Origin of the sequence: Dactylosporangium sucinum, from assembly GCF_014647515.1 — a bacterium.
GTDB lineage: Bacteria > Actinomycetota > Actinomycetes > Mycobacteriales > Micromonosporaceae > Dactylosporangium > Dactylosporangium sucinum.
Map to the genome: position 1 here is coordinate 43,951 of NZ_BMPI01000021.1, position 22,420 is coordinate 66,370.

Below are 22,420 nucleotides of genomic sequence, written 5' to 3' on the forward strand. Positions count from 1 at the left end.
GGCTTTGCCGTCGGCCCTGCTGTCGGCGGACGGCTCCGGCAGCAGCGGCGCGCCCGGCGGCACGTCCGCACCCTTCCCGGCGCTCACGGTGGTGGACTCGGCAGCGGGGGCGTCGGTGGCGGGGGAGTCGGCGGTGGTCACGGCTGGCACTTGGCTCTCCTCACGAGGTGCGGGAACTGCGGCGCGCCGCTGCGGCGCCGCCTTCGGGGCGATCGCCAGATCGGCGGGGGAGAAGGGCAGCTCGTCCTTGCCGAACCGCACGACGACGAACTCGTCGGACAGCTCCGGATCGGTCAACGCCACGATCTGACCCAGCTGCCCGGCGATCTGCCCGGCAGCCTCGGTGAAGACGACCTTCGGTTTCCGGCCGGCCGCGAGGGTGTCCCGGATCTGCTCCAGATCCACCGTCGACAACCCCTTGGCCGCGGTCCGCGCGGCAACCATCGCACCCTCCAACCCAGAATCGAACATGTGTCGGAACGTTCATACCAGCCACCACCGACATTTTCTGAACGCGACACACCGTACGGCAGCCCCCAGCCGCCCAGAGACCAGGGTTGATCAGCAAATTCCGCTCAGGAAAAAAGCGGGGGAGTCAGGGCAGCTCGTCGATCTCGGCCTGCGGGTCCAGGGACCGCAGCGTCTCCGCCCGGTCGGTGACGATCGCCCACCCGGGCCGCGCCTGCGCTCGCCGCACCACATGCGCCGCCGCCACCAGGGCCGGACCGCCCTCACCGCCCAGCAACGCGCCACTGTCCACCGCATCCGACGCCGTCAGGTCGTCCACGACCACCACCGGCAACGACAACAGCACCCGCAGCACCGCATAGTCCTTCGGCGACGTCTGCGCCCACGCCTCCGCCAGGGCCGCCGCCGGCACCGCCAGGACGACACCCTGGTCCACGGCATGCCACACGATCGCCGACGAATACGGCTTGCCCGCCACGAACCCGAGGATCGCCGAACTGTCCAGGATGCGCCCGCCGACCGCGGTCACGACACCGGACCGCCGGCCGGCGCCACCCCCAGCACCTCACGCGCCCACGCGTGGTGCTCCGGATCCAGCCGAACACCCCGCTGCGCATACAGCTCGTTCAACGCCAGCAACGCCCGGTCCCGGGCCAGCCGCCCACGCACAGCCTCGGCCACATACGCCGACACCGACTCCGCACGGCCCGCGTCCACCAGCCGCCGCACCGCCGCCGCCTCATCGGCCGGCATCGTCACGGTGACCCGCTCCTTGCGCACATCACCGCGCACCTCGTTGCGCACCTCACGCATACACACAGGGTACCGGCCGCATACGCCGCTCACCTAGCGTCGCCTCACCCGAACGGTCAAGATTCCTGCCCACCTGCCCCGACACGCACCCCATGACCGGAAAAACCTGACACCGTGACCCGCGGCTCACCGCGACTGCGACTCACGGGCGATCGTCTCCGCGATCCGTCTGATCCGCTGCAGCCGCGCGTCCCACGCCGCACCCACCTCCGCCAGCTGCGCCACCGCCCGCGCCAGCCGCGCCTGGTCGACCCGGAACTGCCGCTCCCGCCCCGCCGCCGTCGCATGCACCAGCCCCACCCGGTCCAGCACCGCCAGATGCTTCGCCACCGCCTGCCGCGTCACCGGCAACCGCTCCGCCAGGCTCGTCGCCGTACCCGAACCCTCGGCCAGCAGCAGGTCCAGCATCCGCCGCCGGGTCGGGTCACCCACCGCCGACCACAGCTCGTCGTCCACCACGGCACTCACGACGACACCCGCGCGACAACCCCGGGCAGCCGCGGCAGGAACAGGTCCCAGCCCGTCGTGTGCTCCGCATACTCGGCGGCGACCTTCGCCTCGTCCCAGCCACGCTCCCGGAACCCGGACTCCGTCATCCGCAGCAGCGTCGCCGACCCGACCGGCGACCCGGCCGGCTCGAGGTCGAACACCACCAGGTACGAGTTGCCGGGCCCGGCCGGCTCACCCTCCGGATGCGTCCACCGGAACGCGAACCGCCGCGGCGGGACCGCGTCGACGACCGTGAACTGCACCCACGAGTCACCGAACCGGATCCGGCCCGCCCCGCCGGGCACCACCGGATAGTCGGCCTCGTCCGGCCACCACTCACGCAGATGCTCCGGGCTGCTCACCACACCGAACACCACCTCCGGCGCGGCGTCGATGTGGATGCGCCGCTCCAGCGTGCCGAACTCGTCCATCCCACCACCTTCCGACACGCAACCATCCGTTGCAACCACCCACCCACGGATGTTCGATAATGCACATTATGTCAACCAAAAGAGCGTTAGGATCCGGCCATGGTGGTGCTGTACCCGGCGGCCCGGCTCGACCTCGCCCGCAGTTGCCTCGACGGCCTCTCCGTCGGCGACGCCCTCGGCGCCCAGCAGATGACCGCCCCCGACGCCCGCGGCACCCCCTGGCCGTGGACCGACGACACCCAGCTGGCCGCCGTCCTCACCGACCACCTCGAACACGACAGCACCGACGGCACCGTCGACCAGGACCGGCTCGCCGAAGCGTTCGCCGCCGCCTGCGACCCGACACGCGGCTACGGCGTCGGCGCATACCTCGTCCTGCAGGCCGTCGCCGCCGGCACCCACTGGCGCGACGCCGCGACAGCCGCGTTCGGCGGGCAGGGCTCCCTCGGCAACGGCGCCGCCATGCGGGTCGCACCACTCGGCGCCTACCACGCCGGGAACCCGGCCACCGCCGCCCGCGAAGCCGGCAGGCAGGCCGAGCTCACCCACGCCCACCCCGACGCCGTCGCCGGTGCCGTTGCCGTCGCGGTCGCCGCGTCCCTCACCGCCAAGGCCCGCCTCGACGGCCACCCACCCGGCGACCTGATCACCCGGATCCTGCCGTACATGCCGGAAAAATCCGGCACAACGCGGATGCTGGCCCGCGCGAAACGCGTCCCCACCACCCGGGCCGCGCAGATCCTCGGCAACGGCAGCCGCGTCACCGCCGCCGACACCGTCCCGTTCGCCATCTGGGCCGCCGCGCGACACCTCACCGACTACCCCGCCGCGCTGCAGGCCTGCCTCGACGCCGGCGGCGACGTCGACACCACCGCCGCGATCACCGGCGGCATCGTCGCCGCCTACACCGGCGTCGGCGACCGGCCGGGGGCCCGCGGCGTACCCACCGAGTGGATCACGAACCGCGAGCCCCTCCCCCACCGCTGACCCCAGCACCGACGCCAGCGCGGACGTCAGCCGACGTCGCGGCGGCGGAACCCGGCCGCACCCGCCACCGTCAGCGCCACCGCGACCAGCAGCAGCCACCACACCGGCGCCCACGTCATCGCCGCCCCCGGCAGCCGCGGCACGTGCGAGTACGGCGACACGTCCATCGCCCACGCCGGGGCCTGCAGCACCGGCCCGAGGAACGTGACCAGCAGGAACCCGCCGACACACGCCCACGCGACCGCCGCCGCCCGCGGCAACAACCCGAACAACGCCACCGCGAGCCCGCCGACGACCCACGCCGCCGGCACCATCACCAGCGCCGCGCCCAGCACCCGCGGGAACTGCCCCGCCAGGTCGTGCGTCGCCAGCCCGTGGACCAGGCCGGCGGCCGCACCGAGGATCAGCAGCAGCGCCGCCGTCCCGGCGAACGCGAACAGCAGGTGCGACCCCATCCACGGCAACCTGCGCACCGGCGTGGCCAGGACCGGCTCGGCCCGCAAGTCCGTCTCCTCCGAGCGCAGCCGCAGCACCGCCGACACGGTGTAGAGGCCGGCGAGCATCGCGACCAGGCCGAGACTCGTCGCCAGGTACGCATCGACGATCCCTTTCTCCCCGCCGAACTTGCGCAGCAGGTCCGCGGCGCCGCCCTCGACGAAATCCCCGACCCCGGACGCGGCCGACCCGACCGCCAGCCCACCGACCAGGAACCCGGCGGCCCAGGACAGGAACGTGCCCCGCTGCAACCGCCACGCCAGGGCCACCGGGCCGCGCAGGGCAGGGGCGGCCCGGGCCGGCCCGAGCCGCGCCGCCAGCAGCCCCGCACCCACGTCACGACGCCCGTTGAGCCGCCACGCCACCACCGCCAGCAGCACCGTCACCACGAGGGGCACGGCGAGAACCCACCACCGGTCCCCCGCGTACGGGCGCACCAGCTGCCCCCACGCGATCGGCGACAGCCACCGCAGCCAGCCGATGCCGGACGAGTCCGCGATCGCCCGCACCAGAAACGCCGCCCCGAGCGCACCCGCGGCGATCCCGGTCGCCGACCGCGACGACTCCGTCAGCTGCGCCGCGACGGCCGCGATCGCACCGAACGTCAGCCCGGCCCCCGCGAACGCCAACCCCAACGCCAGCGACGACGGGCCCGGGTCGGGCATCGACACCGCCACGAGCCCGGCCAGCACGAGATTCGCCAGTACCGCGAGCAGCAGCGCCGACCCCAGCCGCGCCGACCGCCCGACCACGGTCGCCCGCAGCAGCTCGAGCCGGCCGGTCTCCTCGTCGGTGCGGGTGTGCCGGATCACCAGGAAGATCGTCATGAGCCCCGCCAGGACCCCGTAGAACGTCATCAGCCGCCACGCCGTCAACGCCCCGACGGAACTGCCGAACGCGTCACCGTAGATCGCCGCGAACGTCGGATTGCCGTTCGCGGCCACGAGCAGCGCGTCCCGGTCGGCCTGCTCCGGATACACCCCGGCGAACGACGACGCCGAACCGGCGACCGACGCGACCAGCACCACGATCCACACCGACAGCCGCACCCGGTCCAGCCGCAGCGACAGCCGCAGCAACGGCAGCACACCGCTCATCACGCGACCGCTTCCGTGGGCTCCGTCGCCGGCTCCGTCGCGTAGTGGCGCAGGAACAGCTCCTCCAGCGTCGGCGGCTGCGACGTCAGCGACCGGATCCCGGCCGCGCTGAGCGCCTCCATGACCGGGCCGAGCGCGGCCGTGTCGACCTGCGCCGTGACCCGGTCACCGTCGACGACCAGGTCGTGCAGCCCCGCCAGCCCGTCGAGGGCCGCCGGCGACGCGACCACCGCCGAGATCGCGGTGCGGGTCAGGTGCCGCAGCGAGTCGAGGGTGCCCGTCTCCACCGTCCGTCCGTTCCGGATGATCGACACCCGGTCGCACAGCGCCTCGACCTCCGACAGGATGTGGCTCGACAGCAGCACGGTGCGGCCGTTGCGGCGCTCCTCCGCGATACAGTCGCGGAACACCTCCTCCATGAGCGGGTCCAGGCCCGACGTCGGCTCGTCCAGGATCAGCAGCTCCACGTCCGACGCGAGCGCCGCGACGAGCGCGACCTTCTGCCGGTTGCCCTTCGAGTAGGTGCGGGCCTTCTTGCGCGGGTCCAGGTCGAAACGCTCCAGCAGCGTCGCGCGGCGCTTCGGGTCGACGCCGCCCCGCAGGCGGGCGAGGAGGTCGATCACCTCTCCCCCGCTCAGCGACGGCCAGAGGGTGACGTCACCCGGCACGTAGGCCAGGCGGCGGTGCAGGGTGGCCACGTCCCGCCAGGGGTCGCCGCCGAGCAGCCGCGCCGTGCCCCCGTCGGGGCGCAGCAGGCCGAGCAGCACGCGGATCGTGGTGGACTTGCCGGCCCCGTTCGGGCCGAGGAAGCCGTGGACCTCTCCCTCGGCGACGCTGAGGTCGAGCCCGTCGAGGGCGGTCGTCCGGCCGAACCGCTTGATCAGGCCGGACACCTCAATAGCGGAAGTCATGCCCCCAACATACGCTCGATTCACAAACTTGTGAAAGTTCAGAAGCTGGTAAAGTTTTTGTATGGAACGCGACCCGGCCACCGTCAGCCCCTACATCGAACGCTTCGCCGTGGCCTTCACCGACGCCGGCATGCCCCGCATGCCCTCCCGCGTCCTCTCCGCGCTCCTCGCCACCGACAGCGGCCGCCGCACCGCCGCCGAACTCGCCACCATGCTCAAAGCCAGCCCCGCCGCCATCTCCGGCGCCGTCCGCTACCTCATCCAGGTCCACATGGTCGTCCGCGAACGCGAACCAGGCACCCGCCGCGACGTCTTCCACGTCCACAACGACGTCTGGTACGAAGCCATCTTCCACCGCGAGATGCTCCTCGACCGGTGGGCCGCCACCTTCCGCGACGCCGCCAACGCCTTCGACCCCACCACCCCCGCCGGCCGCCGCGCCAACACCACCGCCCAGTTCTTCGAATTCCTCATCGACGAGATGCCCGCCATGCTCGACCGCTGGAAGCAACACCGCGCCACCATGCAGGAACGCGAAACCCTCACCGCACAGACCGCTCAGACCGCCGGCCGGTAGAAGAACGTCCGCCGCCGCACCACCAGACCATCCCGGAACTCGAACCAGTCCGCGAAAATCTCCCGCAACGGCACACCCGCATGCGACACCCCACCGAACCGACCCCAACAGAACCCCTGCCCACCCACCGCCACACACCGGTCCACATCATGCCGCCCCGCCGACACGATCCACCGCCGCCGATAAAACCCGACAAACGCCTCAACACCCTCAATCGGCGCACACCCCGGCCGGTAATACACCACATCCGGCGCCACCAGACCACCCAACCGCGCCCACTCCCGCGCATCCACAACCGCCAGCAGCTCCACCATCAGCCGCTCCTCGGCCCCGCCCACCGCGGGCACCACCACCAGCGAGTCCTCACCCATACACCCATCGAAATCCGCCCACCACCCCCGGTCAACGCCCCCAACACGCTTCTTACAGCCGGAAACCGGACCGTAACCGTTCGCCCCACCCAACCGAACGTCGACCATGACCCACACCCACGGCGCTCACCGAAAACCCCACCGCCGGGGCAGACTGGAACACGTGGGTGCGCTGGTGGTCGGCGTGCCGGCGCACCCACCCCGAAACCCGCCGGCACTCGAACCCGGCAAACGCGCCGCCGACAACATGGGGGACGCCGGCACGAACCGGGAGCCGACGCTCCACCGTCCGTTCGGAACGGGACGGGACGGGACGGTCAGACGGTCACATCCACGTGCATCCCGTCGCCCGACGACACCCTCGCCGTCTCCTCGACCGGCGCGACCGCCGTCCGCGACGCCGCGAACGCCATGATGAACGACCACGGCGGCACCCCGCCCACGTTCGTCACCGCACCCGTCGGCGACAGGCGATACCCCGTCGCACCCGCGATCGCCGCCCGGTCCCCCGGCGTCAGCTTGCTCAGCACCTGCTGCGACGCCGGCAGACCCCCCTTCGGCGGCGGCTCCACCGGCTCCACCAGGCTCGCCTGGCGCTGCTGCGCCGCAACGGCGACCGGCACGTAGCCCCCACCGCCCGAGACCTGTCGAATCTCCATCTCGACCTCCCGAAGCGTCCGTGCTCCAAGCTGATCCTCGCGTACATGACAGCATCTCCGCAGGTGAACCTGCAGCCAGGCGGTCAGCGGCGACAACTCCGGCCAAACGGAGGACGCCGGTCACACCAGCCCCTCCCCTGTCGTAGACAGGGAATCTTCAGGCGTGGCGTCAGCCACGTCGCCTAAGGCATCCTAGGAAGCTATCGTGGGCAGGGTGAACCCAGCGCCGGACGAGGCCGAAACCCTACGAGCCCTGCAACAACACCGGCCCGAGCTCGCCGACGCCTACACCGCCGCGCTACCCGCCGCCCGCGCCGCCGTCCTGCACCGGCTCTGGGGCGCACTCTGGCGCGAAAACCTCGTCGACCGCCGCCGCCTCGGCGGCCGCGAACCCGCCCCGTTCCACCACGACACCGCCACCACCGCCGTGCTCGACGGCAACACCCACCACCACCCGGCGCGACTCGCCGAAGCCGCCGGCCTCGGACCGCACACCGCACGGCTCGTGCGGGAGCTCGACAACAGCGTCGCCAACCTCGCCCTGGCCTACGCCAACCCACCAGCCGGCCCACCGGCCGCCAACACCGCCACCACACTCGTCGACGCCGAACAGAGCATCCTCGACGGCCACCCCCTGCACCCCTGCTGCCGCACCCGCATCGGCATGGACACCCTCGACGTCCTGCGATACGCACCCGAACACCGGCCCACCGTCCAGCTCGCCGTCGTCGCCGTCGACCCCGCCCGCTGGCACACCGGCGGCACACCCCGCCCACCACGCCTGCCCGTCCACCCCTGGCAGCTGCCCCGCGCCCTCGCCACCGGCCTCGTCACCGACACCGGCCGGCGGGTCGCCGCCCACCCCCTCATGTCGCTGCGGACCCTCGCGTTCGCCGACGATCCCGCAGTACACCTGAAAACCGCGGTCGAGGTGCAGATGACCAGCGCCGTGCGCACCCTGTCGCCGGCCGCCATCCACAACGGGCCCCTCGCGTCCACCCTCGTCACCCAGCTCGCGGCCCGCACCGACGGACTCACCGTCCTGCGCGAGACGACCGCCGCCACCGTCCTCGACGACCACGGCCACCCGCAACGCACCCTCGGCGCCGTCTGGCGCGAAGCCCCACCCCCGCACGCCACCGTCCTGCCGCTCGCCGCCCTGCCCGGCCGGCCCGACCTGCTCACCCCGGCGTTCTTCACCCAGCTCACCGACCTGCTGCTCCCGCCGCTGCTCACCCTCCTGCACGCCGGCGTCGCCCTCGAGGCCCACGGCCAGAACACCCTCGTCCACATCACCGGCGGCCGCCCCGCCCGGATCTACTACCGCGACCTCGGCGGCCTCCACGTCCACCCCGCACGGCTCGCCACCGCCGGCATCGACATGCCACCCCTCATCGGCGCCCTACCCACCGGCGACGACGACGCCCTGCGCACCAAACTCCTCGCCGCCGCGTTCAGCACCGTCCTCGCCGGCCTCGTCGCCGCCCTCGGCGACAACCGGCTCTGGGACCACGTCGCCGCCACCGTCCGCAGCCACGCCGGCCGGCACGACGCCACCGCCATCCTCACCCGGGACTGGCCACTCAAAGCCACCACCGCCATGCGCCTCGCCGACGACCCGCTCGAGGACCGCTGGTGCACGATCCCCAACCCGCTGACCTGACCTACCGCCACACCGGGGCGCGGCCCGTGTCGACCAACTTCCAGTCGCCGTTGTCGTACAGCGTGTTGTCGTAGTAGAACACCGTCGGCGGCAACAACTCACCCGCCGTGAACGCCGCCCGCGCCGCCGCGTGCAGCACCCCCTCGTCCACACCCAGCCGGTCACGAGCCGCCGCCGCCACATACGACAAGGCGTGATGGCCCATGAAACTGTCGTACGTCAGGCTGAACACCTCGTCCGCCGAGAACGCCACATCCCGCGGGATCACGTTCGCCGGCGGCAACGGCCCCGCCAACCCCGCCCGCGCCCGCAGCGCACTGTCCACGTAGATCGCGCAGTCGCGGTACAACACCCTGGTCTCCTTCGAAACCGGGTCGAACGCGAACAGCGTGTTCTGCCCGTGCGTCTCCAGCGGGCAACCCGTCCGCCAGGCCACCGACGCCCACAACCGCACCATCGGCACCACGATCCGCTCCGCCACGAACACCGCCGGATCGTCCGGCCACGCCGCCACCAGCTGCTCCAGCAACGTCGGGTCGCCCGGCGCCCGCAGATCCCCGCCATACAGCGCGAACAACGGCACCGTGAACGCCGGCGCCGCCGCCAACGGCCGCGCCGCCCGCACCAGAAACCCCCACGCCTCCGGCGACTCCGCCGGCCCGAACCAGCCCCCACCCACCTCCGGCAACACCGGCGCACCGACCCGCACCAGCTCGTCCGACACCCACAGCTGCAACTCGATCACCGGCCGCCGCAACCGGCGCGTGAACCGCGACAACCGCCGCGGATAATGCAGCTTCACGAAATGCGGCGCGACCGCCACACCGTCGCACTCCACCACGAACACCGTCCGGGCGTTCGCCGACGGCACCACCGTCAGCTCCGGACCCCGCTCACACCCGAGCAGCTCCGCCCGCCCCACCAGCCCCGGATGATCCAGCGCATTCGGATGTACCGGCACGAGCACCCCGTCCGGCCCCGAATACAGCCCGTGCAGCTCCGACGCCACCCCCGAGCGCAGATAGCCACCCAACGACGCCGGCACCCGGAACGTCGGCAGCCGGAACGACGCCAGCCCCCGCTGCGGATGGAACTCCTCGGCAATGTCGAGATCAGCGGCATAGGGACTGTACGTGCGGGTGCCGACACCGAGATACCGTTCCGCGTACTGCCACAACGCGATCGGATCGCGGTCGACAACCCGGTCATCAAGGTCGGCCTGCAGACGCATCGCGCAAGAGCCTACTGCCCGAAACCCGGCAAACAGAACGGAGCCCCACACCGCCGTGGTGCGACTTCCCCCACGTGTGGCCCACGCCGTGCGCACCGGCCCCCGCCCCGCCTACGTCTACGACCTCGCCACCGTCCGCGACAACATCACCGCGCTGCGCGCCGCCCTGCCCGCCGGGACGCTCATCGCCTACGCGCTGAAAGCCAACGGCAACGACACCCTCCTGCGCGGCGTGCTGCGCTGGACCGACGGGCTCGAGGCCGCCTCCGGCGCCGAACTCACCGCCGCCGTCACCGCCGGGTCACCGTTCACGCTGCTCAGCGGACCGGCGAAAACCGACGACGACCTGCGGGCCGCCGCCGCAGCCGGCGCCGTCATCAACGCCGAAAGCCTCCACGAACTGCGCCGCATCGCCCACGTCGCGCCCGGCGCCCGCATCTGCCTCCGCGTCAACCGCACCCACCCCGCCCTGCCCGGCACCCACCGCATGAGCGGCGCACCGACCCAGTTCGGCATCGCCGAACCGCAGCTCGCCGCCGCCGTCGCGCTCGCCGCCCGCCTCGACGTCGCCGGGTTCCACCTGCACGCCGTGTCGAACAACCTCGACGCCGCCGCGCACGCCGCGTTCATCACCGACGCCGTCGAATGGGCCCAGCACACCGCCGACACACACGGGATACCACTGCAACTCATCAACGTCGGAGGAGGCTTCGGCGTCGACGTCACCGGCGCCACCACGTTCGACCTCGACACCCTCGCCGCCGGGCTCCACGGCCTCCACCTGCCCGCCGGGTCACGCCTCGTCGTCGAACCCGGACGGTACGTCGCCGCCACAGCCGGCTGGTACGCCGCCGACGTCACCGACGTCAAACACAGCCACGGCCGCTGGTTCGCCGTCATCCGCGGCGGCACCCACCACTTCCGGCTACCCGCCTCCTGGAACTACAGCCACCCCTTCACCGTCCTGCCCGTCGACCACTGGCCGTACCCATTCGACCGGCCCACCGTCACCGGCGCACCCGTCGACGTCGCCGGCGAACAATGCAACCCCCGCGACATCCTCGCCCGCGACGCACAGCCCACCACCGTCCGCGCCGGCGACATCCTCGTCTTCCCCAACACCGGCGCCTACGGATGGGAAGTCGCCCACCACGACTTCCTGCGCCTCGCCCACCCCACCTTCACCGTGCTGGACTGCTGAACGCCGCCCGCACCGCCCGCAACGCCTGCCGCCGCGCGTCACCCCGCAACGTGTCGATATACAGCCGCCCGTCCAGATGGTCGACCTCGTGCTGGAACGCCCGCGCCAACAACCCCGTCCCCGTCACCCGGATCGGCTCACCCCGCTCGTTGACACCCTCCACCGTCGCCTCCATCGCCCGCGGCGTCGGGAACGCCAACCCCGGAATCGACAGACAACCCTCCTCACCGTCCTGCTCCCCCGCCAGATGCACGATCCGCGGATTCACCACATAACCCACCACCCGGTTCGCCCCATACGCGAACACCCGCGCCGACACCCCGATCTGCGGCGCCGCCACCCCCGCCCGCCCAGGCTCACCCGTCAACGTGTCGAGCAGGTCCTCCACCAGCCCCGACAGCTCGGCATCGAACGAAGTCACAGTCTCGGCCGGCGTGCGCAACACCGGATCGCCCAGCCGGCGGATCGAACGGATCGTCACACGTCACAGGGTACTTCGGGGCGAAACAAACCCGGCTTGACGAGGGCCTACACTGGGCCGACTTCCCACCCCCGGAGGCACACCCATGGCCTACACGGCCGAGAGGGCAGACGTGCGGTCACACCGCCGCGGCCCAGCTCAGCGCCGATTCACGCTCACCCCGTGGATCATCGGCGGACTCGTCGTCGTGCTCGTCGGCGCCGGCGCCTTCGTCGCCTGGAACAAGCTCGTCGCCAACGCCTGCTCCGGCAACGTCACCGCCACCATCGTCGCGTCCCCGAGCACCGCCACCCTCCTCGAGGGCCTCGCCACCAAATGGGAAGCCACCGACCCGGCCGTCGCCGGGCAATGCGCCCACGTCAGCATCACCGGCCGCGAGACCGCCGTCATGGCCCAGGCCCTCGGCACCGAATGGGACAACAAGACCGGAACCCCACCCGACGTCTGGGTCCCCGACTCCACCGCCTGGGTCCGCCGCGCCTCCACCGCCGCCATCGCCGAGCGCATGATGCCCGACCTGCAGCCCAGCCTCGCCCGCACCCCCTCCGTCCTCGCCATGCCCAAACCCATGGCCGAGGCCCTCGGCTGGCCCGCCGACGAACTGTCCTGGCAGGACCTCATCAACACCGTCGCCGCCGACCCCGCCGGCTGGTCCAAATACAACAAACCCGACTGGGGCGCCTTCAAGTTCGGCATGACCGACCCGCTGCAGTCCACCAGCGGCCTGCTCGCCCTCATGGCCATCCTCGACGGCAACGACGACGGCGAAGTCACCCCCGACGAACAGGCCACCCTCGCCAAGCTCAAGCAGCAACGCGCCGTCTACACCAACACCACCGCCCAACTCCTCGACGGCCTCAGCCAGGCCGACAAGCAGGACAGCGCACTGCAGTACGTCTCCGCGTTCCCCGCCCTCGAACAGGACGTCCTCACCTACAACAAGGCCAACCCCAAGGTCCCCCTCGTCGCCGTCTACCCCTCCAACGGCAGCGCCGACGCCGACAACCCCTACCTCGTCCTCGAAGCCCCCTGGGCCCAGAAGGACAAGCAGGACGTCGCCAAGGCCTTCCTCACCTACCTGCGCGGCCCCGACGGCCGCCAGGTCTTCCTCGACGCCGGCTTCCGCGACCCCAACCGCGCCGCCGGCACCCCCCTCACCGGCAACGCCGCCTTCAGCGCAAAAATCAAGACCGTACCGCGCGCCGTCCTGCTCCCCGAGTCCGTCAAACAGTCCATGGACTCCTGGACCGCCCTCACCCGCCCCACCAACCTCCTGCTCGTCCTCGACGTCTCCGGCTCCATGGGCGAACAGGTCCCCGGCACCGGCAAGACCCGCATGCAACTGGCCAAAGAAGCCGCCCGCAGCGCCGTCCAGCTCTTCGACGGCGAGGTCGCCGCCGGCCTGTGGGTCTTCTCCACCAAACAGAACGGCGTCCAGGACTACAAGCCGCTCATCCCCATCGGCCGCATCGCCGACCAGGTCGCCGGCAAACCCCGCCGCGACCAGATGATCGCCGCCATCGACAAGCTCACCCCCGTCGGCGACACCGGCCTCTACGACACCGCCGCCGCCGCCCAGCAGGCCGTCGTCGAGGCCTACAAGCCCGGCGCCACCAACATCGTCGTCCTCATGACCGACGGCAAGAACGACGACAGCACCGGCGGCCTCACCCTCGACGCCCTGCGCACCAAGCTGCAGGCCAACGCCGCCAGCGACAAGAAGGTCCCCGTCGTCACCGTCGGCTACGGCAACGACGCCGACTTCGCCGCCCTCCAGGAGATCTCCCGCGTCAGCGGCGGCACCCTGTACACCTCCAAGACCGCGTTCGACATCAACGAGGTCCTCATGACCGCCATCTTCGGCAAGGTCTGACGCACACCCGTACGGTGGTGGGCATGCTCGTCTCGCCCACCACCGGCGTATCCCTGCGCGTCGAGACCCACGGCACCCCGACCGACCCGCCGATCCTGCTCATCAGCGGCGCCGCCGCCTCCATGGACTGGTGGGAACCGGCCTTCTGCGACCGGCTGGCGTCCCGCGGCCGCCTGGTCATCCGCTACGACCACCGCGACACCGGCGAGTCCACCTCCTATCCCGCCGGCGCCCCCGCCTACCAGGGCCACGACCTGTGCACCGACGCCCTGGCCGTCGCCGCCGCCTGCGCCGCCTCCCCGGTACACCTGGCCGGCGTCTCGATGGGCGGCGGCATCGCCCAGCGCATCGCCGCCGAACACCCCACGCTGGTGGCGTCCCTGACCCTGATCGCCACCAGCCCCATCGCCCCGGCCGGCCCGCTACCACCCCCGGCGCCGCGCATCGCGGCGCTGTTCTCGGACCCCCCACCGCCCCCGGACTGGACCAACCGCGACGAGGCCATCGCCCGCCTGGTGGCCGACGACGCACTGTTCGGCGGCGACCTCCCCCAGGACGAGGCGTCGATCCGCGCGGTGGCCACCCTCGTCTACGACCGCACCCGCGACCTGGCCGCCAGCAACACCAACCACTGGCTGCTCGACGACGACACCCCGTTCACGGGCACGATGTCGGACATCAAGGCCCCGACGCTGGTCCTGCACGGCACCGCCGACCCGCTGTTCCCGTACCCGCACGGCGAGGCGCTGGCCGCCGCCATCCCCGGCGCCCGCCTGGTACCGCTGCCGGGCATGGGCCACCAGTTCCCGCCGAGGCCACTGTGGGACACGACCATCGACGAACTCGTGGCCATCTCGTCCTAGCCGCCCGGCCCCGCCCTGTCGCAGACAGGGCCTTTTGCAGGCGTGGCGCCAGCCACGTCCCGTAAGGCATCCTAGGAAGCTAGGAATGAACCTCAAGCGGGTCCTTCAGCCGCCCGGCAGTGGCCCTTCAGCCGACGGTTCGGAGCGCCGAAGGCTCGACGCCGCGCTCCTCGGCCGCGCGGTTCATGATCGCGGACGTTGTTGTGTCACCGGCGATACAAGAACGTCCGCGATCATGAACGCGCCTGCTGGAGGGCGGACGTCTGACGCACGGGGCCTTGCCGCTCCGAGGCGTACTCGCCGACGCCGCCAACCCGGGCGAGCCGGCGGCGTGCGGTTGCCCGGCCGGGGATGAGGATGCGGGTAGGGTCGTTCCGGTGATCGTCGTCCACGGGCTGGTCAGCCGCGACGGAAGGCTCGCCTGCTGGGCGGAGACCACCCCGCCCCCCGGCGGCACGGGACGGCGGGGCCGGCGGGCGACGCCGCATCCGTACGCGGTCGTTCCGCCCGTGCCCGGCGAGGTCGGCACCACCGACCTGTACCTGCCGACGGCCGGCTCCCGGCCCCTACCCTCCCCCGAACTCGCCGCCGCCCACCCCGCCCTCAGCCGAGCCGTGCGCCGGACGGCAACCACCAGCCCGGCGACACCGACCGGCCGGACGGGACCCGGCGCACAGGCAGAAGCCAGCGGTCGGGCAGCAGCCAACCGAGAGGTAGGAACGGACGAGCGCACAAGCGCCGTCGGGCACGCAGTAGCCAGCCGCCACGGGGAAGCGAACGGACGGGCAGCTGCCAGCGGCCACCCCGGCCAGGCCGGCCAGGCCGGACGGAGCGGGCGTGCGGCAGCCAGCGGGCAGGCGGTCAGTCAACAGGAGGCCAGCGGGCCGGTGCGGGTCCTGCCCTGGACCGTCCCCATCGTCACGCTGGCTCCGGGCACCGACCTGGAGGCGCTGCTCGAGACGCTCGCCGAGCGGGACCCGGCCACGACCGTCCGCCTGGGCGGGTCGGTGGGGTGGGCGGCGGATCTCGTCCGGTACGCCGCCGACCTTGTCCGCCGTGGCCGCGTCGTCCCCGTCCTCCTTCCCGGCCCGGTCGCCGCCTGGCGACCGGTGCTGTGGGACGCCGACGCCGCCCGGTTCGAGTCCCTGTGGCGCGCCATGCCCGGCGTCGCCTGCGCCGCCGAACAAGCCGCCGGCAGCACGGAGCATCCGGACCGCAGCACCGGCGGCCACGGCATCGCGAGCCACGGCAGCAGGGGTGGCGGCAGGGGTGGCGGCAGCGGCGGCGGTGCCGGCCATGGCGGCGTCCAGGCCGTGGCGGCCACGCGGGCGGCGATCGAGGCCGAGGTCGACGCCCGGGTCCGGCGCCGGCTCGGCGGGCGGCCGCTGCTCGCTCCCGGAGCGGTCCGCACCGACAGCGTCGTCCGCTCATGGCTCGCCGCCCTCACCGCTCCCGACGCCCGGCTCCGCACTGCGCCCGCCAGCGACACCCGACTCGCACCACCCGGCCCCCGGGACGACGCCACCCCGGCCGCGCAGCCGGCGGGCAGCCCAGCGCTGAGCGCTGGGGCCGAGCCCGGCCGTGGATGGGTGCCGGCAAACCCGCCCGACGTCGCGCGGGCAAGCGAGGCGGTCGACGCCCCGACCGGCAGCATGACGGTGCCGGACGAGCCCGCCGGCGCGGTGCGAACCCCCGGCACAGTCGACGCCCCGACCGGCAGTTCGACGGTGCTGGAAGCGACCCCCGACCCGGCGCGAATCCCCGACGCGGGCGATGCCCCGACCGGTGACGCCCCGACCGGCGGTGGACGAGTGCTCGGCGAGACCGCGGACGTTGCGCGGGTGCGGGAGGTCGTCGGCGGGTGGGTTGACAGTGGGCGGCCCGCGGCCGTGCGGGTGTGCTTCCGGCTGTCGCACCTCGGCGAGGAGATCGACCTGCCCGAGCTCGACGACGAGACCGGCGACGTGACCGTCGACGAAGGCGGGGACAACGGGGACGGCGGCGGTGGGGTGTTGCCGTGGTACGTCGAGTTCGTGCTGCAGCCGGCCGAGGAGCCCAGCCTGGTCGTGCCCGCCGAGCGGGTCTGGACGGACAGGGCCTCGCCGCTGTTCAAGTGGGTCGACTACCCGCAGGACGTGCTGCTCGCCGGGCTCGGGCGGGCCAGCCGGCTGTGGGCGGACCTCGACGACGCGCTGCGGACCGACCGGCCGGCCGGGCTCTCGCTCGACGTCGCCGGCGCCTACCGGTTCCTCGCCCACGCGACGCTGCTGGAGGAGGCCGGCTTCGGGGTGCTGCTGCCGGCCCGCTGGCAGCGCCGGCAGGACCTCGGGCTCACCCTCACCGTCCACACCGGGCAGCCGGCCGCGCCGGTGCTCAAGGACGTGACCGCCGACCGGGCCGCCGTCGTGCGCTTCCGGTGGGGGCTCGCCCTCGGCGACCGCTTCCTCAGCGAGGCCGACCTGAAGGCCCTCGCCAGCGCCAAGGTGCCGCTGGTGCGGCTGCGCGGCCGCTGGGTCCAGCTCGACCCCGACCGGTTGCGGGCCGGGCTGGCGTTCCTCGAGCGCGGCGGCGAGGGCGAGATGACGGCCGGCGAGGCCATGCGGCTCACCCGGCTCATCCCCGACGGCGACCTGCCGCTGCCGGTGGCGGGCGTCGACGGCACCGGCTGGCTCGCCGACCTGCTCACCGGCCGCGTCCCCGACCGGCTCGAGCTGCTCGACCCGCCGGCCGGGCTGGCCGGGCAGCTGCGCCCCTACCAGCGGCGCGGCTTCTCCTGGCTCGCCTTCCTCGACCGGGTCGGGGTCGGCGCGCTGCTCGCCGACGACATGGGCCTGGGCAAGACCGTGCAGGTGCTCGCCCTCGAGGCGCACACCCGCGCGCAGGGGCCGCGCCCGCCGACGCTGATCGTCTGCCCGCTGTCGGTGCTCGGCAACTGGCGCCGCGAGATCGAACGGTTCACGCCCGGCCTGCGGGTCGCGGTCCACCACGGCAGCGAGCGCAGCCTCGGCCGGGGCGAGGGCGCCGGCGCGGACCTGGTCCTCACCACCTACCAGGTGGCGACCCGCGACGCCGACCTGCTCGCCGCCACCGACTGGGACCGGGTGGTGCTCGACGAGGCCCAGCACGTCAAGAACGCCACCGGCGTCACCGCCCGCGCCGTGCGCCGCATCCCGGCCCGGCACCGCGTCGCCCTCACCGGCACGCCGGTCGAGAACCGGCTCACCGAGCTGTGGTCGATCGCCGACTTCCTCAACCCGGGCATCCTCGGCCCCGCCGGCACCTTCCGCGCCCGCTACTCGGTGCCCGTCGAGCGGTGGAGCGACGCCGGTGCCGCCGCCCGGCTGCGCCGCGCCACCCGCCCGTTCCTGCTGCGCCGGGTCAAGACCGACCGGGCCGTCATCGCCGACCTGCCGGAGCGCTTCGACCGCAAGCAGTGGTGCACGCTCACCCCGGAGCAGGCCAGCCTCTACCGCGCCGTCGTCGACGAGCTCTTCGTGCGGCTGCGCGAGGGCCGCGCCGGGCCGCGCCGCAAGGGCCTCGTCCTCGCCGCGATGACCAAGCTCAAGCAGGTGTGCAACCACCCCGCGCACCTCATGGGCGACGGCACGCCGCTCGCCGGGCGGTCGGGGAAGCTGGCCCGGCTGGAGGAGATCCTCACCGCGGCCCGCGACGCCGGCGACCGCGCGCTGGTCTTCACCCAGTTCGCCCGCTTCGGGCACCTGCTCACGCCCTACCTCACCGAGCGCCTCGGCACCGAGGTCGCCTTCCTGCACGGCGGGACCCCGAAAGGCGCCCGCGACGCGATGGTCGACCGCTTCCAGCACGGCGACGGCCCCGGCGTGCTGCTGCTGTCGCTGAAGGCCGGCGGCACCGGCCTCAACCTGACCGCCGCGAACCACGTCGTGCACGTCGACCGGTGGTGGAACCCGGCCGCCGAGCAGCAGGCCACCGACCGGGCCTTCCGCATCGGCCAGCGCCGCGACGTGCAGGTGCACACCTTCGTCTGCATCGGCACCGTCGAGGAGCGCGTCGAGCACATCATGGCCCGCAAGCGCACCCTCGCCGGGGTCGCCGTCGGCGCCGGCGAGGGCTGGCTCACCGGCCTGTCCACCGACGACCTGCGGGACCTCGTCACGCTCGCGCCGGAGGCCGTCGATGACTGAGTCGATCCATGCGACGAGCTGGTCCCACCAGTTCCTGACCATGCTCGAATCGTTGCGGATGGGTACGACATTTCAGCAGGGCCGCCGGTACGCCCGGGCGGGTCACGTACGCTCCGTCACCATCTCGACGAGCATCGTCACGGCCCTGGTCGTCGACGAGGACGGCGAGACCTACCGGGCCCGCGTCGGGGTCCGCGCGTTCTCCGAGGCCGACTGGTCCAGGATCGAACGGGCCCTGGCCCGCGAGGCGTTCCACGTCGCGAAGCTGCTCGCCGGTCAGCTGCCCGACGACCTCGACGAGATCCTCGGCGGGTTCGGGCTGTCGCTGTTCCCGCAGAGCCTCGCCGACATCGTCCTGGACTGCTCCTGCCCCGGCTGGCAGAAGCCGTGCCGGCACCTCGCCGCCGCCTGCTACGTGCTCGCCGAGTCGTTCGACGCCGACCCGTTCGGGCTGCTCGCCTGGCGCGGCCGCGGCCGCGAGGAGCTCCTCGACCGCCTCCGCGAGCACCGGACGACCCCGGCCGACGACAACCACGGCACCGCCGACGCGCCGCCGACGGGCGGCTTCTGGACCGCCGGCCCTAGGATGCCCGCTCCCGAGCCGCCCGTCGCCGGCGCCGTCCAGCGGCCGGACGCGCTGCTCGACCGGCTCGACCCGCTCCCGCTCACCGTCGGCCGGTTCGACGTCACCGATGTGCTACGCGCCGCATACCGGACACTCCCGGACGGGTTGCCCGAGCGCTGACCCGTTCGGTACCGTCGGATCCCGTGGCGGCATGAACACCGCCACGGTCGTGGTCGAGAGGCGCTGCGACGGCCCCAGCCAAGAGGGCCGCCACGCTCGGCCAGGCGACCTACCTTGACCTCAAGGGCGCCTCCTGTCACCGGGAGGTGACCTCAGGCATGTCCGAAGAACGCCTGCAGACCCGCAACGGCATCGACTTCGCCGTCGCCGATCTGTTCCTCGCGGCCGCCGGCCGCACCCAGATCCGCCTCGCCGAGCACGAGATGCCCGGCCTCATGGCGACCCGCCGCGAGTTCGCCGCGGCCCAGCCGCTGCGCGGCGCGCGCATCGCCGGCTCGCTGCACATGACCGTGCAGACCGCGGTCCTCATCGAGACCCTCGTCGCGCTCGGCGCCGAGGTCCGGTGGGTGTCCTGCAACATCTTCTCCACCCAGGACGAGGCGGCCGCCGCGGTCGTCGTCGGCCCCGGCGGCACCGTCGACGCGCCGGCGGGCACGCCGGTGTTCGCGTGGAAGGGCGAGACCCTGGAGGAGTACTGGTGGTGCACCGACCAGCTGTTCCAGTTCGCCGGAGGGCGCGGCCCGAACATGATCGTCGACGACGGCGGTGACGCGACGCTGCTCGTGCACAAGGGCGTCGAGTTCGAGGCCGCCGGGCAGGTCCCGCCCGCGCAGGAGGGCGACGCCCACGAGTACGGCATCATCCTCGACACCCTCCGGGCCAGCCTCGCCCGCGACCCGCAGCGGTTCACCCGCGTCGCCGCCGGGATCCGGGGCGTCACCGAGGAGACCACCAACGGCGTCAAGCGGCTGTACAAGCTGGCCGAGACCGGTGAGCTGCTGTTCCCCGCGATCAACGTCAACGACTCGGTGACCAAGTCGAAGTTCGACAACACCTACGGCATCCGCCACTCGCTGCTCGACGGCATCAACCGGGCCACCGACGTGATGCTCGCCGGGAAGCTCGCCGTCGTCTGCGGCTACGGCGACGTCGGCAAGGGCGCCGCCGAGGCGCTGCGCGGCATGGGTGCCCGGGTCGTGGTCACCGAGATCGACCCGATCTGCGCGCTGCAGGCGGCGATGCACGGCCTGCCGGTCGTGCGCCTCGACGACGTCGTCGAGCAGGCCGACCTGGTCATCACCGCCACCGGCAACATGGGCATCGTCAGCGCCGCCCAGCTGGCCCGGCTCAAGCACCAGGCGATCGTCGGCAACGTCGGGCACTTCGACAACGAGATCGACATGGCCGGCCTGGCGCAGCTGCCCGGCGTGGTGAAGGCCGAGATCAAGCCGCAGGTCCACGAGTGGACCTTCCCCGACGGTCACTCGATCATCGTGCTGTCCGAGGGCCGCCTGCTCAACCTCGGCAACGCGACCGGCCACCCGAGCTTCGTGATGTCGAACTCCTTCACCAACCAGACGATCGCGCAGATCGAGCTGTTCACGAAGCCCGACGCGTACGACCGGCAGGTCTACCGCCTCCCGAAGCACCTCGACGAGAAGGTCGCCGCGCTGCACCTCGACGCGCTCGGCGTCGACCTCACCGAGCTGACGAAGGAGCAGGCCGAGTACATCGGCGTCGACGTCGCCGGCCCGTACAAGCCCGAGCACTACCGCTACTGACCCTCCGCGTGCCGGGCGGGAGGGATACACCTCCCGCCCGGCGGCGCTCAGTGCCGCTGCCACACCTCAGCGTCCCGGGTCCAGCGCAGGGTCGTGACCGCCTGCAGGACCAGGCCGCCGCCGAGGGCCGGGGTGAGGTACAGCTCGTCCGCCAGCGCGCGGATGATGTGCAGGCCCCGGCCGTGCTCGTCGAGCTGCCCGTCCGGCAGGCCGGTCGCCAGGACGAGGCGGGACGGGTCGACCGTCGCGCCCGCGTTGACGACGTGGATCACGCACCGCACGTCGGACACGTCGATCGTGATCTCGTAGTCGTCGGTCTCCAGCGCGTGCTCGATCACGTTGGCGCACGCCTCGGTGAGGATCAGCCCGACGTCGTCCCGGCAGTCCGCGTCCACCCCGAGCGTGTGCAGGGCCTGGTCGAGCATGCGGCGGGCCATCGGCACCGTCGCCGCGTCCCGCGGGAGGTTGAGGGCGAGCCGCAGAGCGATCGACACAGAGGGACGTTACCCGCCACCCGCACGAACGATGTTTGCCGGGCGGCAACCAACGCGGTCATCCGGGGCGGGTGAGGGTGGGCCGCCCGCGACGGGGAAGCGGGCGGGGATGCGCCGGACAGTGTGGATGCTCGCCCTCGCCGCCGGGTACGTCGACGCGATCGGCCTGCTGTACCTCGGCGGGGTCTTCGCCAGCGTCGTCACCGGCAACCTCGTCGTGCTCGGCGTCTCGGCCGCGCAGGAGATCACCGACACCGCGCTGCGCGCCGGCCTGGCCTGCGTCGTGTACGCGGCGACGGTCGTGCTGGCCCGGCGGGTCGCGCCGAGCCGGTGCCTCGTCGCCGAGCTGCTGGCGCTGTGCACGCTGTGCGGCGGGTGGATCGCCGCCCACCACGACCCGCGCGGCGTCACCCAGCTGCCGCTGCTGGCCCTGGCCACGATCGCGATGGGCCTGCAGAGCGCGGCCACCCGCGACGCGGACGTGCAGACGACGTACCTCACCGGCGCCGTGACCCGGCTGGCGACCGGCCGGTTCGACCCGCTGCTGCTCGTGCCGTTCGCGTGCGTGCCGGTCGGCGCGGTCGGGGCCGCGCTGCTGCTGGACCGGGTCCCCTGGCTCGGGCCGCTCCCCGCCGTCGGGCTGGTCGCCGCCGCCCTCGTCGCCCACACCGTGCCGCCCCGCCCGCCCCGCTCCCCCACCCCGCCGTCCGCCGGCACCGCCCCGGCCCGCGAGCACACGCCGGCGCACCGGGCGGCGACCCACTCCACCGCCCGCCAGTAGCGCCG

General features: G+C 72.9%; 21 protein-coding genes, 1 pseudogene and 1 riboswitch. Of the genes and pseudogenes, 10 read left to right on the forward strand and 12 right to left on the reverse strand.

What is annotated here, in order from left to right:
- The 5 genes and pseudogenes from IEZ31_RS56710 to IEZ31_RS22085 form a co-directional block, all read right to left on the reverse strand.
- Positions 1-357 (reverse strand): annotated as a pseudogene (locus IEZ31_RS56710) (hypothetical protein); the annotation flags it as partial.
- Between the two features lie 238 nt (positions 358-595).
- A complete protein-coding gene (locus IEZ31_RS22070) occupies positions 596-997 on the reverse strand; it encodes a hypothetical protein (protein WP_190251824.1) in 402 nt (133 codons plus the stop codon).
- The gene (locus tag IEZ31_RS22075; protein WP_229835730.1) at positions 994-1,281 is read right to left on the reverse strand and encodes a ribbon-helix-helix domain-containing protein; all 288 of its coding nucleotides are present in this window, start codon (positions 1,279-1,281) and stop codon (positions 994-996) included. Before IEZ31_RS22075 ends, IEZ31_RS22070 begins: the two co-directional genes overlap by 4 nt.
- A 126-nt stretch (positions 1,282-1,407) precedes the next feature.
- The gene (locus tag IEZ31_RS22080) at positions 1,408-1,749 is read right to left on the reverse strand and encodes an ArsR/SmtB family transcription factor (RefSeq protein ID WP_190251825.1); all 342 of its coding nucleotides are present in this window, start codon (positions 1,747-1,749) and stop codon (positions 1,408-1,410) included.
- Positions 1,746-2,201: an SRPBCC family protein gene (locus tag IEZ31_RS22085; protein WP_190251826.1), complete on the reverse strand. Its 456-nt coding sequence runs from the start codon at positions 2,199-2,201 to the stop codon at positions 1,746-1,748. The genes IEZ31_RS22080 and IEZ31_RS22085 overlap by 4 nt, the downstream gene beginning before the upstream one ends.
- Before the next feature lie 99 nt (positions 2,202-2,300).
- Here IEZ31_RS22085 and IEZ31_RS22090 point away from each other — a divergent pair, with 99 nt between their 5' ends.
- Positions 2,301-3,188 carry an ADP-ribosylglycohydrolase family protein gene (locus IEZ31_RS22090; RefSeq protein ID WP_190251827.1) on the forward strand — a complete coding sequence of 296 codons (888 nt, stop codon included), beginning with the start codon at positions 2,301-2,303 and terminating at the stop codon, positions 3,186-3,188.
- Between the two features lie 26 nt (positions 3,189-3,214).
- Here IEZ31_RS22090 and IEZ31_RS22095 read toward each other — a convergent pair whose 3' ends face one another.
- Both IEZ31_RS22095 and IEZ31_RS22100 read right to left on the reverse strand, forming a co-directional pair.
- Positions 3,215-4,780 carry an ABC transporter permease gene (locus IEZ31_RS22095; protein WP_190251828.1) on the reverse strand — a complete coding sequence of 522 codons (1,566 nt, stop codon included), beginning with the start codon at positions 4,778-4,780 and terminating at the stop codon, positions 3,215-3,217.
- A complete protein-coding gene (locus IEZ31_RS22100) occupies positions 4,780-5,691 on the reverse strand; it encodes an ABC transporter ATP-binding protein (RefSeq protein WP_190251829.1) in 912 nt (303 codons plus the stop codon). Before IEZ31_RS22100 ends, IEZ31_RS22095 begins: the two co-directional genes overlap by 1 nt.
- A 61-nt stretch (positions 5,692-5,752) precedes the next feature.
- Between IEZ31_RS22100 and IEZ31_RS22105 the strand changes: the two genes are divergently transcribed.
- Complete coding sequence (locus IEZ31_RS22105; RefSeq protein ID WP_190251830.1) at positions 5,753-6,268, forward strand: GbsR/MarR family transcriptional regulator; 516 nt, start codon at positions 5,753-5,755, stop codon at positions 6,266-6,268.
- On the opposite strand, the gene IEZ31_RS22110 is transcribed toward IEZ31_RS22105, so the two are convergent.
- Positions 6,250-6,639, reverse strand: a complete 390-nt coding sequence (locus IEZ31_RS22110) for a nuclear transport factor 2 family protein (protein WP_190251831.1) — start codon at positions 6,637-6,639, stop codon at positions 6,250-6,252. The two genes, IEZ31_RS22105 and IEZ31_RS22110, sit on opposite strands and share 19 nt — an antisense overlap.
- Positions 6,640-6,956: 317 nt before the next feature.
- Positions 6,957-7,298, reverse strand: coding sequence for a hypothetical protein (locus IEZ31_RS22115; protein ID WP_190251832.1), 342 nt, complete (start codon positions 7,296-7,298; stop codon positions 6,957-6,959).
- A 214-nt stretch (positions 7,299-7,512) separates the two neighbouring features.
- Between IEZ31_RS22115 and IEZ31_RS22120 the strand changes: the two genes are divergently transcribed.
- Positions 7,513-8,961 carry an IucA/IucC family protein gene (locus IEZ31_RS22120; protein ID WP_190251833.1) on the forward strand — a complete coding sequence of 483 codons (1,449 nt, stop codon included), beginning with the start codon at positions 7,513-7,515 and terminating at the stop codon, positions 8,959-8,961.
- A 1-nt stretch (position 8,962) separates the two neighbouring features.
- Here IEZ31_RS22120 and IEZ31_RS22125 read toward each other — a convergent pair whose 3' ends face one another.
- Positions 8,963-10,288, reverse strand: a complete 1,326-nt coding sequence (locus IEZ31_RS22125) for a ferric iron reductase (RefSeq protein ID WP_190251834.1) — start codon at positions 10,286-10,288, stop codon at positions 8,963-8,965.
- Here IEZ31_RS22125 and IEZ31_RS22130 point away from each other — a divergent pair.
- Positions 10,281-11,393, forward strand: coding sequence for a type III PLP-dependent enzyme domain-containing protein (locus tag IEZ31_RS22130; protein WP_229835731.1), 1,113 nt, complete (start codon positions 10,281-10,283; stop codon positions 11,391-11,393). The two genes, IEZ31_RS22125 and IEZ31_RS22130, sit on opposite strands and share 8 nt — an antisense overlap.
- On the opposite strand, the gene def is transcribed toward IEZ31_RS22130, so the two are convergent.
- A complete protein-coding gene (def, locus tag IEZ31_RS22135) occupies positions 11,374-11,874 on the reverse strand; it encodes a peptide deformylase (protein ID WP_190251835.1) in 501 nt (166 codons plus the stop codon). The two genes, IEZ31_RS22130 and def, sit on opposite strands and share 20 nt — an antisense overlap.
- A gap of 112 nt (positions 11,875-11,986) precedes the next feature.
- Here def and IEZ31_RS22140 point away from each other — a divergent pair, with 112 nt between their 5' ends.
- From IEZ31_RS22140 to ahcY, 5 genes are all read left to right on the forward strand, one after another.
- Complete coding sequence (locus IEZ31_RS22140; RefSeq protein WP_190251836.1) at positions 11,987-13,747, forward strand: substrate-binding and VWA domain-containing protein; 1,761 nt, start codon at positions 11,987-11,989, stop codon at positions 13,745-13,747.
- A 23-nt stretch (positions 13,748-13,770) separates the two neighbouring features.
- Entirely contained in the window at positions 13,771-14,610 is an 840-nt protein-coding gene (locus IEZ31_RS22145; protein WP_190251837.1) for an alpha/beta fold hydrolase, read from the forward strand.
- An 887-nt stretch (positions 14,611-15,497) separates the two neighbouring features.
- Entirely contained in the window at positions 15,498-18,773 is a 3,276-nt protein-coding gene (locus IEZ31_RS22150; RefSeq protein WP_229835732.1) for an SNF2-related protein, read from the forward strand.
- Entirely contained in the window at positions 18,766-19,518 is a 753-nt protein-coding gene (locus IEZ31_RS22155; RefSeq protein ID WP_229835733.1) for an SWIM zinc finger family protein, read from the forward strand. The genes IEZ31_RS22150 and IEZ31_RS22155 overlap by 8 nt, the downstream gene beginning before the upstream one ends.
- 49 nt (positions 19,519-19,567) lie before the next feature.
- Positions 19,568-19,657, forward strand: a riboswitch (S-adenosyl-L-homocysteine riboswitch).
- A gap of 19 nt (positions 19,658-19,676) precedes the next feature.
- Positions 19,677-21,140 (forward strand): adenosylhomocysteinase, encoded by a 1,464-nt coding sequence (ahcY, locus tag IEZ31_RS22160; RefSeq protein WP_190251838.1) that lies wholly within the window; start codon positions 19,677-19,679, stop codon positions 21,138-21,140.
- Positions 21,141-21,187: 47 nt separating this feature from the next.
- Here ahcY and IEZ31_RS22165 read toward each other — a convergent pair whose 3' ends face one another.
- Complete coding sequence (locus IEZ31_RS22165) at positions 21,188-21,634, reverse strand: ATP-binding protein (protein WP_190251839.1); 447 nt, start codon at positions 21,632-21,634, stop codon at positions 21,188-21,190.
- 109 nt (positions 21,635-21,743) lie between these two features.
- On the opposite strand from IEZ31_RS22165, the gene IEZ31_RS22170 reads away from it, so the two are divergent.
- Positions 21,744-22,415 (forward strand): YoaK family protein, encoded by a 672-nt coding sequence (locus IEZ31_RS22170; RefSeq protein ID WP_190251840.1) that lies wholly within the window; start codon positions 21,744-21,746, stop codon positions 22,413-22,415.
- Positions 22,416-22,420 lie beyond the last annotated feature (5 nt).